Origin of the sequence: Clostridium sp. (genome assembly GCF_036643715.1) — a bacterium.
Lineage (GTDB): Bacteria > Bacillota > Clostridia > Clostridiales > Clostridiaceae > Clostridium.
The window spans coordinates 53,211-68,440 of sequence record NZ_JAVXRL010000002.1 but is presented as its reverse complement, the minus strand read 5'-3'; the positions used below and the strand labels follow the sequence as shown (position 1 = coordinate 68,440).

Sequence of the window (15,230 nt, the reverse complement as noted above, 5' to 3'; positions counted from 1 at the left end):
ATGGATATTGAGCTGAAAGAGAAAGTAAGAATATTTAGTGATGTAAATAATGATTTTAGAAGAAATTTAAGATGGGATGGAAGCGAGGTTAATTGTCTTGCATCTTTAATTACAGGAAGTTCATTAGATGGCTTTGATGAAAAAAATATGAAAGCAATAAGAAAGTATATTAGAAAAAGCACAAAATTCAACTCGGAATTTAGAGGAGAATTTTTAAAAGTATTTTCTATTTTAATGAATCTTAGAAAAGATTATGATAAAGTATTTGAAAATACAAAGTATGTTTATTCTGTACTTAGTGAAAAAGACTTTTGTAAAAATAAAGAGGCATTATATGCTGCGTTTTTATTAGCTAAAAGATTTTCTGGAAAGGAACTTGATAAAAATCTAAATGATTTATTAAATGTCAAAGACGAATTAGATAAATATTCATATGATTTCTTTAAGAAGAATGATTATATAATGCATGTATATCTGACGCTTATGGATAGAGAATTTAATGATACAATAGAACTTATAAAAAATATGGATTTAAGATTTAAAGAAATAAAGCTTAAAGAAGTTAAAGAACTTGATGCTTTTTATCTTTCCTTACTTATTTCAAATGAAGAATTAGATGAAAAAATCGAAAGAGCATTAAATATAAGATGCTATTTAGTAGAACACTTCAACATATTAGATGATGATGTTTATCCGTTAATTGGACTTGCATCAAACTTTGTTAAAAATGAAGAGGTGTATTCTAAAGAAGTATTAAATATTTACAATATGCTCATTGATAAGAAAAATTTTAATAGTAAGGGTTTAAGTGATAAACTTTTATTTAAAATATCACTTTGTATTGTTTTGATGAGATATATTGAATATATTAAAGGCGATATAATTGATTTAGATACAGAAGGAGAAAGAGAATTGATATATCTTATAGAAGAGTATATTGCATTTGCTATTATTTTTTAAAAACCATTATGAATTGGAGACGATAATATGGGAAACAATAGTGTAGAAGTTGCTAAGATTGCAACAAAAATGGCTATATCAACTAGAGATGAAGAAGAAGCATTAAAAGAACAGTACAGAAATACTGACTACAAAGTTACTGCTGTAAATATTGGTGGAAACATTAATGATTCTGTACATAAAATACTTGAAAGATCTTTAGTTGCTGCTAAAAGAAATGGGCTAATAAGAGAAGAACATTTACATGAAGGTGCGATAATTGGAGCGACTAGAGATGCTTTAATGCAAGTAGAGAACAGAGCAAGCGGTCAAAATGTCGGTGGAAAGATTGGTATTGCAAGAAGAGGAGAACATATATCTGTTTGTATATTCTTGAGTATAGGATTACTGCATTTAGATGAGATTGTAATTGGAATAGGTCATAGAGCAATACCTTTATAAGATTTAATTACAAATTTAGACTAGTTATAATAAAATATGTTTTTATTATAACTAGTTTTTAATTTCTAAATAATAATTTATTTATTGAAATTTATAGTGATGTTTGATAAAGTGATGATATATTGAAAGAAAGAAGTGATTTATTTGTATATAGCATTTGGAAATAAAGTAATGGATACAACTGAAATGAAGGAATGTATTGAAGAAAATACAGCATTTAAAGTACTTAAAGATATGAGCAAAGGTACTAAGAGAGAAGATGTTTGTGCATATAATTTAAGCATTGGTATTGATGAATTAAAAGAAGAGTTAGAAGGATTTGATATAGAAGGTTTAGATGAAGATACTCTTTTTGAAGAATATTTAGCAACAGCTGAAGAATCAGCTATGGAAATAGAAGAATATTTACCGGAGGAGAGTAAGGTAAGATTTGTAACATATAAGTGGGATCTTTCAGATAATGATATTAAAGGAATTATTGTTATTGGAAATGATGAAATTTCTGATGTGAAAATGTCAGATGTACTTAGAAGACTTTTAACACAAGTAGAATAAAAATATGAGGATGATTATTCATCCTCATATTTTTTATTCTTCTAAAGCAAGATTATATAATCTATCTATATCATCAACTAATTTTTCTACACTAAGATATCTCGCTTCTCTAATGTATTCTTTTCCATCTATATAAAGTAAAATTGCAGGGAAAGTAAATACACTAAAGTCTGCAAGTATTTCATCTGTATTAAAAGGTGGAATTTCATATGCTTTTATTTTAGGATACCTTTTAAGGTCAATTAATAATTTTTCTTTTATAGCAGAACATGCGCTACAAGTTGGTGATGAAAAATATAAAAGAGTAAATTGATTTTCTTTAATCTTTTCATTTATTAAGTCTTTATTATTTAGTATTTCCATAAAAACATCTCCTTTTAATTTAATATTATCATAGCTGTCAAATATTATTTCCTGGTAAATATTTACAGAATAATTAAAGTGCTAAAGAAGTATATATATAATGGAATCATTTTTAGAAGGGTTAATTATGTTTATAAAAGTAATAACAATTCCAACGCCAAAAAGAATAAAGAAGTCGCTTAAAAAGTATTGTACAAAAGAGAGGATGCTTATTTATTCATTAATAGGAGGAGGTATAACTATTATTTCATTAGGAGATATACAATTTAAACAGTTACCTATAGGTGGTTTATTATATTGTGCATTTACATATGAAGTAATAGAAAAAACAGACCCTGAAATACTAAATATGATATATAAAAATTCAAATTATAATTTTAGACTATATCATAATAGATAAATATATTTTTGCGATTAAGAAATTTATATATTGACTATAGTACTTAATAATAGTTTATAATATTAGGTACTATAGTTAATAAAAAGTAAATTAAGGGGAGAGAGTATGAAGGCGACAATAAAAGATGTAGCAAAAGAGGCTAATGTTGCAACGTCAACAGTATCTAGAGTATTATCTAATAGCAATAAAATTAGTGAAGAAACTAAAAAGAAAGTTCATGATGCCATAAAAAAATTAAATTATGTGCCAAGTGCTATAGCGAGAGGACTTGCAAATAATAAAACAAATATTTTAGCAGTAGTAGTACCAGAAGGTGCCGAGGAAATATTTTCAAATCCATTTTTCATACAAGTACTAAAAGGAGTTAGTATATGTGCAGAAAAAAATAATTATTACATAATGTATGCTTTTGAAGAGGCAAATTCAAACAATGATGATTGGATTAGAAAATTTAGTGATAGCAATTTAGTAGATGGAATATGCTTGTTTAGAGCAAAAGAAAATGATAATTATGTAAAGTATCTTAAAAAAATAGAATTTCCTTTTGTAGTTATAGGAAAGCCAGAAGATGATGATAATATGTTGTGGGTTGATAATGATAACTTTAAGGCGGTATATGATCTAGTAAATGAACTTATTGCTATCGGTCATAGTGAGATAGGTTTTATAGGTGGACATAATACTTTAAATGTATCAAAGAATAGATTAAATGGCTATATTAGTGGTCTTAAAGATAATGGGATAGAACTTAAAAGTAAATTAATTTATGAAGCAGAAGACTTTAAAGAGAAATTTGGCTTTAAAGGAGCAATGGAGATATTAAAAAATAGTAATCCTACAGCTATTATAGCTGGAGATGACCTTTTAGCTTTTGGAGTACAGAAAGCTTTAATGGCTTTAAATAAAAATAATATAGCAGTAGTAGGATTTAATAATATACCTTTTTGTATGCATAGTAATCCTACATTATCGTCTGTAGATATTAATTCTGAAAAGCTTGGATATTATGCAGCGAAGCTTTTAATTGATAGATTAAATAAAGTAAATGAATGTAAGTCTAATTATATTATTGAAACTGAGCTAATAAAAAGGGATTCATTTAGATAAAAATTAATTTGTGCAAGCGATTGCACAAATTAAAGGAAATACGAGGAAAATGGAAATATTTAAGTATAAATTAAGTAAACAAGCTGCAATGTGTTTTGTAATAGTTTTCAAATAATGATATATTATTAACATAAAACTAAAAGAAATTTTTTTAAGCATTTGTGCAATCGGTTGCACTGTTGGAGGTAATATATGAAGAAAATGTGGTGGAAAGAAGCTATAGGATATCAAATTTACCCTAGAAGTTTTAAGGACTCAAATGGAGATGGTATAGGTGATATAAAAGGGATTATATCAAAACTTGATTATTTAGTAGAACTCGGTATAAATCTTATATGGATATGCCCAGTCTATGAATCTCCAAATGATGATAACGGATATGATATAAGTGATTATCAAAATATATTAAAAGATTTTGGAAATATGGAAGATTTTGACCTTCTAATGGAAGAAGTGCATAAAAGGGATATGAAATTAATTATAGATTTAGTTATAAATCATACTAGCGATGAGCATAAATGGTTTATCGAATCTAAATCATCTAAGAATAATCCTAAAAGGGACTGGTACATTTGGAAATCCGGTGAAGATAATAAAGAGCCTAACAATTGGGAAAGTATTTTTAAAGGTTCAGTTTGGGAATATGATGAAAATACTGATGAATATTATATGCACTTATTTACTAAGAAGCAGCCTGATTTAAATTGGGAAAATAAAGAGGTTAGAGAAGAGTTATATAAGATGATTAATTGGTGGCTTGCTAAAGGTATCGATGGATTTAGAGTTGATGCAATAAGCCACATAAAAAAAGAAGAAGGGCTTAAGAATATGGAAAGTGAAGATGATTATGAATATGTACCATCTTTTGAGAAACATATGAATGTACCTGGAATACATGACTTCCTAAAGGAACTAAAAGAAGAAACTTTCGATAAGTACGATATTGTAACAGTTGGAGAAGCAAATGGAGTTAGTGCTGATGAAGCAGATATGTGGGTTGGAGAAGATAATGGTAAATTCTCAATGGTATTCCAGTTTGAGCATTTAGATCTTTGGAATAATGAGAATGATTCGAAATTTAGTGCAAAAGAGTGTAAAAAAATACTCACAAGATGGCAACAAGGATTAGAAGGTGTTGGTTGGAACGCATTATTTATAGAAAATCATGATATAACAAGAGCTGTTTCAACTTGGGGCAATGATACAGACTATTGGAGAGAAAGTGCAACTGCTTTAGCGCTTATGTATTTCATGCAAAAAGGAACGCCTTTTATATATCAGGGTCAAGAAATTGGCATGACAAATGTAAGGTATGATTCTGTATATAAGTATGATGATGTTAAGTGTATTAATGAGTATAGAGATAAAATTGAGAATGGGATTTGTGAAGAAGAGGCTCTTAAAGTACTTAGAGCTACTTCAAGAGATAATTCGCGTACACCAATGCAATGGGATAATTCAAGAAATGCAGGATTTACAAGTGGTGAACCTTGGATTGAAGTTAATAGCAATTATGAGAATATAAATGTTAAAAGAGAAAAAGATGATAATAATTCTATTTTAAACTTTTATAAAAAAATGATTAAACTAAAAAAAGATAACTTAGCATTAATATATGGTGTATATGAACTTATATTAGAAGATGACGACTTCATATATGCGTATACAAGAACTTTAGAAGATGAAAAGTATATTATAATTACTAATTTATCTCTAAATGATGTTAATTATAGCTATGATAATACTTTAAAATATAATAATTTACTTATTAACAATTATGAAGTTTCAGAACATGATGATATTAATGAATTTGTACTAAAACCTTATGAGTGTAGAATGTACAAGTTATAGACTATGGTAAAAATAAAATAGTGGGGAGACGAGGATATGAAAGGTAAAAATAAAAAAGCAAAAATACTTTCCTTTGATTTTTGGCAGAAATTTGGGAAGGCACTTCTTGTAGTAATAGCAGTAATGCCAGCTGCAGGAATAATGATTTCTTTAGGAAAACTCATTGGAATGTACACAGACATAACGATTATAGATACAGTAGGAAGAGTTATGGAGGATATAGGATGGGCCGTAATTAATAATTTACACCTATTATTTGCAGCAGCTATTGCGGGATCCTGGGCTAAAGATAAAGCAGGCGGTGCTTTTGCAGGTGTACTATCTTTTATATTAATAAATAGGATAACAGGAGCAATATTTGCTGTAACCCCAGAAATGTTATTAGATAACACATCGGTTGTAAAATCTTTATTTGGATCACCTCTTGTAGTATCAAATTATTTTATTGATGTGTTAGGAGCACCTGCTCTTAATATGGGGGTTTTCATCGGTATTATATCAGGTTTTCTTGGAGGGACTTTATATAATAAATATTATAATTTTAATAAATTACCTAGTGCTTTAGACTTTTTTAATGGTAAGAGATTTGTACCATTTGTTGTTATTGCATGGTCAACTATTGTTGCAATAGGTTTATCAATATTATGGCCATTTGTACAAGGAGCTTTAAATGATTTTGGTATATGGCTTGCAGAGTCAAAAGATACAGCGCCAGTGTTAGCTCCATTTGTGTATGGTTGTTTAGAACGTTTATTATTGCCATTTGGATTGCATCACATGTTAACAGTTCCTATAAACTATACGGAACTAGGTGGTGTATATCAAGCTTTAACTGGAACAAACGCAGGGGCTATGGTTGCAGGACAAGATCCTTTATGGCTTGCGTGGATTACAGATTTAATAAACTTTAAGTCTGCTGGTGATATGGCAAGTTACAATGAACTTTTAAATAGTGTAGTGCCTGCAAGATTTAAATTTGGACAAGTAGTATTATCATGTTCTTCATTAATTGCAATTGCACTTGCAATGTATAAAAATGTTGATGAAGATAGAAGAAAAAAATATAAAACAATATTTTTCTCAGCAGCACTTGCTGTATTCTTAACTGGTGTTACAGAACCTATTGAATTTATGTTCCTATTTGTATCACCAATACTTTATGGTGTTTATGCACTTTTAACTGGAATAGCATTTGCTATAGCAGATTTAATTCAGGCAAGGGTACATGCTTTTGGATTTATTGAACTTCTTACTAGAACACCAATGATGATAAATGCTGGACTTACAAGAGATTTAATTAATTTTGTAATTACATGTGGTGTTATGTTTGGCGCAAACTTCTTCGTATTTAACTTTTTAATTAAGAAATTTAAAATTGCAACTCCGGGAAGAATGGGAAATTATATTGAACTAGAGGATAATGTAGAAGGCTCAAAAGAGAAAAATATAGTTACTGATGATGAACAAGTTAAAAATATTATTACTCTACTTGGGGAAAAAGAAAATATTGAAGATATAGATGCTTGTATGACAAGGCTTAGAGTTACTGTAAAAGACATTGATAAAGTATCAAGTGAAAATGAATGGAAAAAGAATGGCGCACTTGGACTAATTACAAAAGATAGAGGGGTCCAAGCTATATATGGACCTAAGGCTGATGTATTAAAATCTAATATACAAGATGCACTAGGAATTTAGGATAATTATGAAGTTATTAACATTAAATTGCCATTCGTGGCAAGAAGATAATCAGATAGACAAAATAAAATATTTAGCAAAAGTTATAAAAGAAAAAGAGTATGATGTAATAGCACTTCAAGAAGTTAGCCAAAAAATAGGGGTTAAAAAAAATAACTTTTGTAATATATTAATAGAAGAGCTTACAAATATCGGTGCTGGTATGTATAATTATATTTGGGATTTCTCTCATATTGGGTATGATATTTTTGAAGAAGGATTGGCCATACTTACAAGACATGAAATAAAGGAGAGCAGTAGCTTTTATGTTTCTAAAAATAAGGATTATAAATTTTATAAAAGTAGAAAGATAGTCGAAGCTATAATTTCAATTAATAATTGTGATATACAGTTTTTATCATGTCACTTAGGATGGTGGAATGATGAAAGTGAGAGTTTTACGCATCAAGTAGATAAACTTTATGAACATGTGAGAAATGACTGTAGAGCCTTTGTTATGGGTGATTTTAATAATGATGCTTTTGTTAAAAATGAAGGGTATGATTATTTGATAAAAAAACAGTTATATGACACTTATGATATAGCTGAGTTTAAGGATTCTGGAATTACAGTTGAAGGTACAATAGATGGTTGGAAAGATTGTAATTCTAGTAAAAGACTAGATTTAATATTAACAAATGAAAAGTCATATATTGAAAGATCTGAAGTTATATTTAATAAGAAAAATAAAGAAATTGTTTCTGATCATTATGGTGTAGAAATAGAGTTGTAAAATTAAATTTATTTAAGTGAGGAGTATGTTATGAGAAGTGAAAAAGAAAAAATGTTAAATGGTGATTTATACTTAGCTTTTGGGGATGAACTTTTAGAGGAAAGACAACATGCTAAAGATGTTATATTTGAATATAATAGTCTAAACCCAAGAGAAATAGAAAGAAGAAATGAATTGTTAAGAGGTCTTTTTAAAAATCGACCAAAGAATTTCTTTATAGAACCTCCTTTCCGTTGTGATTATGGATATAATATTCATTTTGGAGAGAACTCTTATGCAAATTATAATCTTGTAGTATTAGACTGTGCAGAAGTGTTTATAGGAGAGAATGTTCTTATGGGACCTAATGTATCTCTTTTTGCAGCAGGACATCCTGTTGATTCAGAACTTAGAAATGTTAAAGGCGTTGAATATGCCTTTCCAATAAAAATAGGTGATAATGCTTGGCTAGGTGGTGGAACTATAGTAAACGCTGGAGTTACTATAGGAGAAAACACTGTAATAGCATCTGGTAGTGTAGTTACAAAGAATATACCAAGTAATGTAGTTGCAGGTGGTAACCCATGCAAAGTTATAAGAGAAATAACAGATGAGGATAAGAGAAGATATTTTAAAGGGAGATATATTTAAATAGTTTATAAAAGCTGCATCTTTTAAGGTGCAGCTTTTTTTATTAAGTATGATATAATTATTTAATAATTAAGATGAAAATAGGAGTTAGGTGCAATGTATAAACCATTAGCTGAAAAGGTAAGACCTAAAGAACTAAATGAAGTATTTGGGCAAAAGCATATATTAGGTGAAAATAAAATATTAAATAGAATAGTTAAAAGTGGTGCAATAAATAATATGATTTTTTATGGACCACCTGGAATAGGTAAAACAACTGTAGCGAATATAATTTCTAATAAAATAAATAAGAAATTTTATAAATTAAATGCAACAACTGCATCTTTAAAGGATATTCAAGATATTGGACGTGACTTAGATACTTTTATGGGAAGAGACGGAGTTGTTTTATATTTAGATGAGATTCAAAACTTTAATAAAAAACAACAACAATCACTGTTAGAATATATAGAGGATGGAAGAATAACATTAATTGCTTCAACTACAGAAAATCCTTATCATTATATTTTTAAAGCTTTATTAAGTAGATCAACTATATTTGAATTTAAACCGTTATGTGAGGAAGATGTTATTTTTGCACTTAAAAGAGCAAAGGAAATTCAAGAAAAGGAATATGAAAATTTAAAAATAGTTGTAACTGATGAAGCATATGATTACTTTGCAAAAGCTTCCAATGGAGATGTTAGGAAAGGAATAAATGGTCTTGAAGTTGCAATTAATTCAACTAATCCAAATGAAAAAGGTGACATAATAATTAATCTAGAAACTGCAAGAGAGAGTACTCAAAGTAAAGTAATTGCTTACGATATGAAAGGTGATAGTCACTATGATATTCTAAGTGCATTTCAAAAGGCTATAAGAGGTAGTGATCCTGATGCATCAATACATTATTTAGCAAGACTTATAAAGGCTGGAGACTTAATATCAATTTGTAGAAGACTTCAAGTTATTGCAAGCGAAGATATTGGTCTTGCATATCCTCAAGCATCTTTAATTGTTAAATCATTAGTTGATTCTGCAAGAGAGCTTGGTTTCCCAGAAGCTAGGATACCATTATCAGAAGCTACATTGCTTTTAGCTACAAGTCCAAAATCAAATAGTGCATATTCAGCAATAGATAGCGCCCTTAGAGACTTAGATACCTTAAAGGTTGATGATATACCTAAAACGTTAAAAGATGCACATTATAGTGGAGCTAAAAGTTTAGGGCGTGGAATAGATTATAAATATCCTCATGATTTTGAAAATTCATATGTTAAACAGCAATACCTTCCAGATAATATAAAAAATAAAAAGTATTATATTGAAGGAAATAATAAATTTGAGAAGGCGATTTATGATTATTGGAGTAAAGTAAAAAAATAATTTGATTATTATTAATTTATTTACATAACATTATTGACAATAACCGAGTGCTTTGGTAAGATATAAACATAAATCGTAGTAAGTTACTCTACTATGAAGGGGTGAAAAAATGAAATTATCTACAAAAGGAAGATATGGTGTTAAAGCTATGGTTGATTTAGCAATCAATTATGGAGAGTCACCAGTATCAATAAAAACAATTTCTAAAAGACAAAATATATCTGAATATTATTTAGAACAGCTTTTTAGTCCCCTTAGAAAAGCAAAACTTATAAAAAGTATAAGAGGAGCTCAAGGTGGATACGTACTTAATAGAGAACCAAAAGATATAAAGGTTTCAGACATTATGTATGTACTAGAAGGACCTATTGAAATAGCAGATTGTATTGAAGGTTCTAAATGTAACAATATAGATTGTTGCGCAACTAGAATACTTTGGCAAAAAATTAAAGATAGCATTGATAGTGTTATGGAAGGTATAACACTTGAAGATATAGTGAGTGATTATTACTCAATCAAAAGAAAAAATGAAGAATTAAATTTAATTGACAGAGGTGAATAGATATGAAATCAGTATACATGGATTATTCTGCAACAACATACGTAAAACCAGAAGTTTTAGAGGAAATGCTTCCTTACTTCACTAATAAATTTGGTAACCCATCATCATTTTATGGATTATCTAGAGAAACTAAAATGGCGGTAGATAAAGCAAGAGGTCAAGTTGCTAAAGCTTTAAATGCTGATCTTAATGAAATATATTTTACAGGTGGTGGATCAGAAGCAGATAACTGGGCTATCAAAGGTATAGCTTCAGCTTACAAGAATAAAGGAAACCACATAATAACAACAAAAATAGAGCATCATGCTGTATTACACACTTGTCAGTATCTTGAAAAACAAGGGTTTGAAGTTACATATTTAGATGTAGATGAAGAAGGTTTTGTAAGTGTAGAAGATTTTGAAAATGCAATTACAGATAAAACTATACTAGCTTCAATAATGTTTGCAAATAATGAAATTGGAACATTAGAACCAATAAAAGAAATTGGTGCAATATGTAGAGAAAGAAAAATTTTATTCCATACAGATGCGGTTCAAGCTATAGGGAATGTTGAAATAGATGTTAAGGATATGAACATTGACTTATTATCTATTGCAGGTCATAAAGTATATGGACCAAAGGGAATAGGAGCACTTTATATAAGAAAAGGTATTAGAATACACAACTTAATCCACGGCGGTGGTCAAGAAAGAAACAGAAGAGCAGGAACTGAAAACATAGCAAGTATAGTAGGATTTGGAAAAGCTATAGAAATGGCAACAGATAACTTAGAAGAACATGCTAAAAAAATGACTGTTTTAAGAGATAGATTAATAGAAGGATTATTAAAAGTTCCTTACACAAGATTAAATGGACCTAGAGGAGATAAGAGGCTTCCAGGTAATGTTAATGTTTCATTTGAGTTTATCGAAGGAGAATCAATACTTCTTTCATTAGATTTTGAAGGAGTATGCGCATCAAGTGGTAGTGCTTGTACATCAGGCTCATTAGATCCATCACATGTACTTTTAGCAATTGGATTACCTCATGAAGAAGCACATGGTTCATTAAGATTAACACTTGGAGATGGCTCAACAGAAGAAGATGTAGATTACGTATTAGAAGTTGTACCACCAATTATAGAAAGACTTAGAAAAATGTCACCACTTTGGACTGACTTTATTAAGAGAGGAGAAAAGTAATTATGATATATACAGAAAAGGTTATGGATCACTTTAGAAATCCAAGAAATGTAGGAGTTATAGAAGACGCAAACGGTATAGGTGAAGTTGGAAACGCTAAATGCGGAGATATCATGAGAGTATACCTTAAAATAGAAGATAATGTAGTTAAGGATGCTAAATTTGAAACATTTGGTTGTGGATCTGCTATAGCATCATCATCAATGGCAACAGAAATGATTATTGGAAAGACAATAGATGAAGCTTGGGAGTTAAGTAATAAAGCCGTAGCAGAAGCATTAGATGGTCTTCCACCAGTTAAAATGCACTGTTCAGTACTTGCAGAAGAAGCTATTCATAAGGCTATAAATGATTATAGAAAAAAAGAAGGCTTAGAAGCTTGGGATTTTGAAGAACATGGAGATGACTTACACGATCACATTCACGGAGAAGAATAGGAGAATTCTATGGAAAAGAAGAAGGTTGTTGTAGGTATGAGCGGCGGAGTGGATAGTTCCGTCGCTGCTTACCTTTTAAAGAAACAAGGTTATGATGTAATTGGAGTTACAATGCAAATATGGCAAGAAGATGCAGAATACGAAGAGAGAGAAGGCGGATGCTGTTCTTTATCTGCTGTAGAGGATGCAAGGAGAGTTGCAGAAAAATTGGATATCCCTTTTTATGTAATGAATTTTAGAGACTCTTTTAAAGAGAACGTAATTAAATATTTTGTTCAAGAATATATAGATGGAAAAACACCAAATCCATGTATTGCTTGTAATAAACATTTAAAATTTGATGAACTTTTAAGAAAAGCTAGAGGTATAGGAGCTGAGTATGTAGCAACTGGACACTATGCCAAGATCGAAGAGAGAGATGGAAGACATCTTTTAATAAGATCAGATGATGATAAAAAGGATCAAACATATGCTCTTTATAATTTTACACAAGATCAATTAGCACATACATTAATGCCTTGTGGAGAGTTTACTAAAGATAAAATAAGAGAAATAGCAAAAGAAATAGGTTTAGCTGTTCATAATAAAAAGGATAGTGAAGAAATTTGTTTCATTCCAGATAACGATCATGGTAGATTCATAAAAGAAGAAAGACCAAATGAAGTTAAACCTGGTAATTTTGTTGATGCTAAAGGAAATATTCTTGGAAGACATAAAGGTATTGTATACTATACTATAGGCCAAAGAAAAGGACTTGGATTAGCACTTGGAAAGCCTGTATTTGTTATAGATATAAGACCGAAGACTAACGAAGTTGTTTTAGGGGCTGAAGAGAATATATTTAAAGCTAATTTAGTAGCAAAAGATGTTAATTTTATTCCTTTTGATGAATTAAAAGAAGAAATGGAAGTTCAAGCAAAAGTTAGATATGCTGCAAAACCATCAGATGCAGTTATAAAACCACTTCCAGGTGGTAAGATTAAGGTTTGCTTTAAAGATAACCAAAGAGCTATAACAAAGGGTCAATCAGTAGTTTTCTACGATGGAGAGGTTGTTGTAGGTGGAGGAATAATAGAAGGTTTAGCTTAAATATTACGTATTTTTAAGTCTAATAACTAGTTTAATCTAGTTATTAGGCTTTTTTTTATTTCCATTAATTTAAAAGTTAATAATAGTTAGTTTAAAAAGGGTATATTTGGGTAAACTAATTATGTTTAAAATAGGAGGGGAGGAAATGATAAGAAGTAAAGATTTTTATATGAAAAGTGTATATAATGTAGCAGGTAAAAAACTTGGGATAGTTGAAGACTTATTTATTAATTTTTTTGAAGGGAAAGTAGTTGGACTAAAGATATCAAATTATTCTTTGTTCTCAAAAAGGATTTATATAAAAAGTGAAGATATAGTAGCTATGGATAAAATGATTATAGCTAATAAAAATATTGTTAACGAAGGGTTAGAATTTAAAGAAATAAAAGGAATGGACATCAAAGATAGGACTGGTATTATTAGGGGCGTCTTAGAAGATGTCATAATTAATGAGGAAGATTATACTATAAAGGGGTTAGTTGTAAGTACTGGAATCATTGAGAGGCTTATAAAAGGCAAGGAAATACTTCTTATTAATGAATGTATATTAGCTGAAGAATACATATTATATTTAGGACAGAATGAAATCACTTTAAAGTCTATGCCTAGGAAGGTTGAAAAAATATGAAGCTAAAGTTTTTAAACAGAGATTTATTAATAAAGATAACTATAATTTTAATGGTTTTAGTTACGCTGTTATTATATTTAAATTGGAATATTTTTAGAGAAGTATCAAATTTAATTTTAGTATCTTCAATACTTGCTTATGTTCTAAAGCCAATTAGGGATATGATAATTAGAAAAATAAAGATTTCTAGAAGGAAAGCAACATTAATAGTAATGTTGTCTATTTGTTTAGTTATGTTACTAATATTTGCAGTTTTAATCCCTAAATTAATTAGAGAGATGGGTAATTCAGTGCAAATAATAGAAGATTTTTCAAATTATCTTAAAGATTTTAGAAATAACATTAAATTTTTAGATAACTCTCCAATTGCATCAACTATATATGATGATGTAGAAGGTAAGTTTTGGGGTTATGTAATGGAACTGTCAAGAAATTTAATAACATGGGTTATACAATTTGCAAATAATATTATAGCGATTGCTATAGTGCCAGTTGTATCTTATTATTTTCTATCAGATGGTGAAAAAATATCAAATAAAATGTATCTTATAGTGCCTAAAGAAAAAAGAAGTGTAACTAAAAAGATAATAGAAGATATTAATCTTTTATTGGAAAGGTATATTGTAAGTCAAGTAATATTATCAATAGCAACAGGTGTTTTATGCTTAGTTTTGTTTTTAGGTCTTGATGTGAAATTTGCAATATTATTATCAATAATAAATGGGATTTTTAATATTGTTCCGTACTTTGGAGCTTTTTTTGGAGGTATTCCAGCAGTGTTGGTTGCATTTATAGACTCGCCTAGTAAGGGATTATGGGTTATAATTGGAATATTTATAATACAACAGATTGAAGGTAATATATTAGCACCAAAGGTAACAGCGGATAGTACAAATATACATCCTTTAATAATAATTGTGCTTTTACTCATAGGAGAAAGACTTTTTGGTGTGTGTGGAATGATACTTGCAGTTCCAATTGGTGTTATAATAAAAGTTATTTATGATGATTTAAATTATTATTTATTCTAAAAATATTGACATATTTAAGTATATAAAATATAATTTCTTTATAAAATTCAATAATTAGCTGTGATTAGGATGAGTAGATTTGTATAGATTTTTCAGAGAGGAAGTATTTTGGTGTGAACTTCTAAATCAATCTTATTGAAGCTACCTATGAGCTATA

General features: G+C 29.1%; 17 protein-coding genes. 16 read left to right on the top strand and 1 reads right to left on the bottom strand.

What is annotated here, in order from left to right:
• The 3 genes from RSF37_RS01160 (at position 1) to RSF37_RS01150 (ending at position 1,956) form a co-directional block, all read left to right on the top strand.
• Positions 1 to 960 carry a DUF4003 family protein gene (locus tag RSF37_RS01160; RefSeq protein ID WP_332562539.1) on the top strand — a complete coding sequence of 320 codons (960 nt, stop codon included), beginning with the start codon at positions 1 to 3 and terminating at the stop codon, positions 958 to 960.
• Between the two features lie 27 nt (positions 961 to 987).
• Entirely contained in the window at positions 988 to 1,401 is a 414-nt protein-coding gene (locus RSF37_RS01155) for a HutP family protein (protein WP_332562538.1), read from the top strand.
• 144 nt (positions 1,402 to 1,545) lie between these two features.
• The gene (locus RSF37_RS01150) at positions 1,546 to 1,956 is read left to right on the top strand and encodes a hypothetical protein (RefSeq protein WP_332562537.1); all 411 of its coding nucleotides are present in this window, start codon (positions 1,546 to 1,548) and stop codon (positions 1,954 to 1,956) included.
• Positions 1,957 to 1,989: 33 nt separating this feature from the next.
• Here RSF37_RS01150 and RSF37_RS01145 read toward each other — a convergent pair whose 3' ends face one another.
• On the bottom strand, positions 1,990 to 2,319 hold the full coding sequence (locus RSF37_RS01145) for a thioredoxin family protein (RefSeq protein ID WP_332562536.1): 330 nt from the start codon (positions 2,317 to 2,319) through the stop codon (positions 1,990 to 1,992).
• Between the two features lie 127 nt (positions 2,320 to 2,446).
• Between RSF37_RS01145 and RSF37_RS01140 the strand changes: the two genes are divergently transcribed.
• The 13 genes from RSF37_RS01140 to RSF37_RS01080 all read left to right on the top strand — a co-directional run bounded on the left by RSF37_RS01140 (position 2,447) and on the right by RSF37_RS01080 (position 15,073).
• Positions 2,447 to 2,719: a hypothetical protein gene (locus RSF37_RS01140; RefSeq protein ID WP_332562535.1), complete on the top strand. Its 273-nt coding sequence runs from the start codon at positions 2,447 to 2,449 to the stop codon at positions 2,717 to 2,719.
• A gap of 105 nt (positions 2,720 to 2,824) precedes the next feature.
• A complete protein-coding gene (locus RSF37_RS01135) occupies positions 2,825 to 3,826 on the top strand; it encodes a LacI family DNA-binding transcriptional regulator (protein ID WP_332562534.1) in 1,002 nt (333 codons plus the stop codon).
• A gap of 192 nt (positions 3,827 to 4,018) precedes the next feature.
• Complete coding sequence (locus RSF37_RS01130; RefSeq protein WP_332562533.1) at positions 4,019 to 5,677, top strand: glycoside hydrolase family 13 protein; 1,659 nt, start codon at positions 4,019 to 4,021, stop codon at positions 5,675 to 5,677.
• Positions 5,678 to 5,713: 36 nt separating this feature from the next.
• Positions 5,714 to 7,375, top strand: a complete 1,662-nt coding sequence (locus RSF37_RS01125) for a PTS transporter subunit IIBC (RefSeq protein ID WP_332562532.1) — start codon at positions 5,714 to 5,716, stop codon at positions 7,373 to 7,375.
• 7 nt (positions 7,376 to 7,382) lie between these two features.
• Positions 7,383 to 8,147, top strand: coding sequence for an endonuclease/exonuclease/phosphatase family protein (locus tag RSF37_RS01120; protein WP_332562531.1), 765 nt, complete (start codon positions 7,383 to 7,385; stop codon positions 8,145 to 8,147).
• Positions 8,148 to 8,177: 30 nt separating this feature from the next.
• Positions 8,178 to 8,777, top strand: coding sequence for a sugar O-acetyltransferase (locus tag RSF37_RS01115; RefSeq protein ID WP_332562530.1), 600 nt, complete (start codon positions 8,178 to 8,180; stop codon positions 8,775 to 8,777).
• A gap of 96 nt (positions 8,778 to 8,873) precedes the next feature.
• Positions 8,874 to 10,142, top strand: coding sequence for a replication-associated recombination protein A (locus RSF37_RS01110; protein ID WP_332562529.1), 1,269 nt, complete (start codon positions 8,874 to 8,876; stop codon positions 10,140 to 10,142).
• Between the two features lie 109 nt (positions 10,143 to 10,251).
• The gene (locus RSF37_RS01105) at positions 10,252 to 10,704 is read left to right on the top strand and encodes an RrF2 family transcriptional regulator (RefSeq protein ID WP_332562528.1); all 453 of its coding nucleotides are present in this window, start codon (positions 10,252 to 10,254) and stop codon (positions 10,702 to 10,704) included.
• Positions 10,705 to 10,706: 2 nt separating this feature from the next.
• Positions 10,707 to 11,888 (top strand): cysteine desulfurase NifS, encoded by a 1,182-nt coding sequence (nifS, locus tag RSF37_RS01100; RefSeq protein ID WP_332562527.1) that lies wholly within the window; start codon positions 10,707 to 10,709, stop codon positions 11,886 to 11,888.
• A gap of 2 nt (positions 11,889 to 11,890) precedes the next feature.
• Complete coding sequence (nifU, locus tag RSF37_RS01095; RefSeq protein WP_332562526.1) at positions 11,891 to 12,325, top strand: Fe-S cluster assembly scaffold protein NifU; 435 nt, start codon at positions 11,891 to 11,893, stop codon at positions 12,323 to 12,325.
• A gap of 9 nt (positions 12,326 to 12,334) precedes the next feature.
• Complete coding sequence (gene mnmA, locus RSF37_RS01090; RefSeq protein WP_332562525.1) at positions 12,335 to 13,414, top strand: tRNA 2-thiouridine(34) synthase MnmA; 1,080 nt, start codon at positions 12,335 to 12,337, stop codon at positions 13,412 to 13,414.
• Positions 13,415 to 13,559: 145 nt separating this feature from the next.
• Entirely contained in the window at positions 13,560 to 14,042 is a 483-nt protein-coding gene (locus tag RSF37_RS01085) for a PRC-barrel domain-containing protein (RefSeq protein WP_332562524.1), read from the top strand.
• A complete protein-coding gene (locus tag RSF37_RS01080; protein WP_332562523.1) occupies positions 14,039 to 15,073 on the top strand; it encodes an AI-2E family transporter in 1,035 nt (344 codons plus the stop codon). Before RSF37_RS01085 ends, RSF37_RS01080 begins: the two co-directional genes overlap by 4 nt.
• Positions 15,074 to 15,230: the final 157 nt, after the last annotated feature.

Bases quoted from the DNA above. Each gene is read 5' to 3' on its own strand.
- RSF37_RS01085 (WP_332562524.1), top strand. From the start codon at position 13,560: ATGATAAGAAGTAAAGATTTTTATATGAAAAGTGTATATAATGTAGCA.
- nifU (WP_332562526.1), top strand. From the start codon at position 11,891: ATGATATATACAGAAAAGGTTATGGATCACTTTAGAAATCCAAGAAAT.
- RSF37_RS01110 (WP_332562529.1), top strand. From the start codon at position 8,874: ATGTATAAACCATTAGCTGAAAAGGTAAGACCTAAAGAACTAAATGAA.
- RSF37_RS01080 (WP_332562523.1), top strand. From the start codon at position 14,039: ATGAAGCTAAAGTTTTTAAACAGAGATTTATTAATAAAGATAACTATA.
- RSF37_RS01160 (WP_332562539.1), top strand. From the start codon at position 1: ATGGATATTGAGCTGAAAGAGAAAGTAAGAATATTTAGTGATGTAAAT.
- RSF37_RS01120 (WP_332562531.1), top strand. From the start codon at position 7,383: ATGAAGTTATTAACATTAAATTGCCATTCGTGGCAAGAAGATAATCAG.
- nifS (WP_332562527.1), top strand. From the start codon at position 10,707: ATGAAATCAGTATACATGGATTATTCTGCAACAACATACGTAAAACCA.
- RSF37_RS01125 (WP_332562532.1), top strand. From the start codon at position 5,714: ATGAAAGGTAAAAATAAAAAAGCAAAAATACTTTCCTTTGATTTTTGG.
- RSF37_RS01155 (WP_332562538.1), top strand. From the start codon at position 988: ATGGGAAACAATAGTGTAGAAGTTGCTAAGATTGCAACAAAAATGGCT.
- RSF37_RS01130 (WP_332562533.1), top strand. From the start codon at position 4,019: ATGAAGAAAATGTGGTGGAAAGAAGCTATAGGATATCAAATTTACCCT.
- mnmA (WP_332562525.1), top strand. From the start codon at position 12,335: ATGGAAAAGAAGAAGGTTGTTGTAGGTATGAGCGGCGGAGTGGATAGT.
- RSF37_RS01135 (WP_332562534.1), top strand. From the start codon at position 2,825: ATGAAGGCGACAATAAAAGATGTAGCAAAAGAGGCTAATGTTGCAACG.
- RSF37_RS01115 (WP_332562530.1), top strand. From the start codon at position 8,178: ATGAGAAGTGAAAAAGAAAAAATGTTAAATGGTGATTTATACTTAGCT.
- RSF37_RS01145 (WP_332562536.1), bottom strand. From the start codon at position 2,319: ATGGAAATACTAAATAATAAAGACTTAATAAATGAAAAGATTAAAGAA.
- RSF37_RS01105 (WP_332562528.1), top strand. From the start codon at position 10,252: ATGAAATTATCTACAAAAGGAAGATATGGTGTTAAAGCTATGGTTGAT.
- RSF37_RS01140 (WP_332562535.1), top strand. From the start codon at position 2,447: ATGTTTATAAAAGTAATAACAATTCCAACGCCAAAAAGAATAAAGAAG.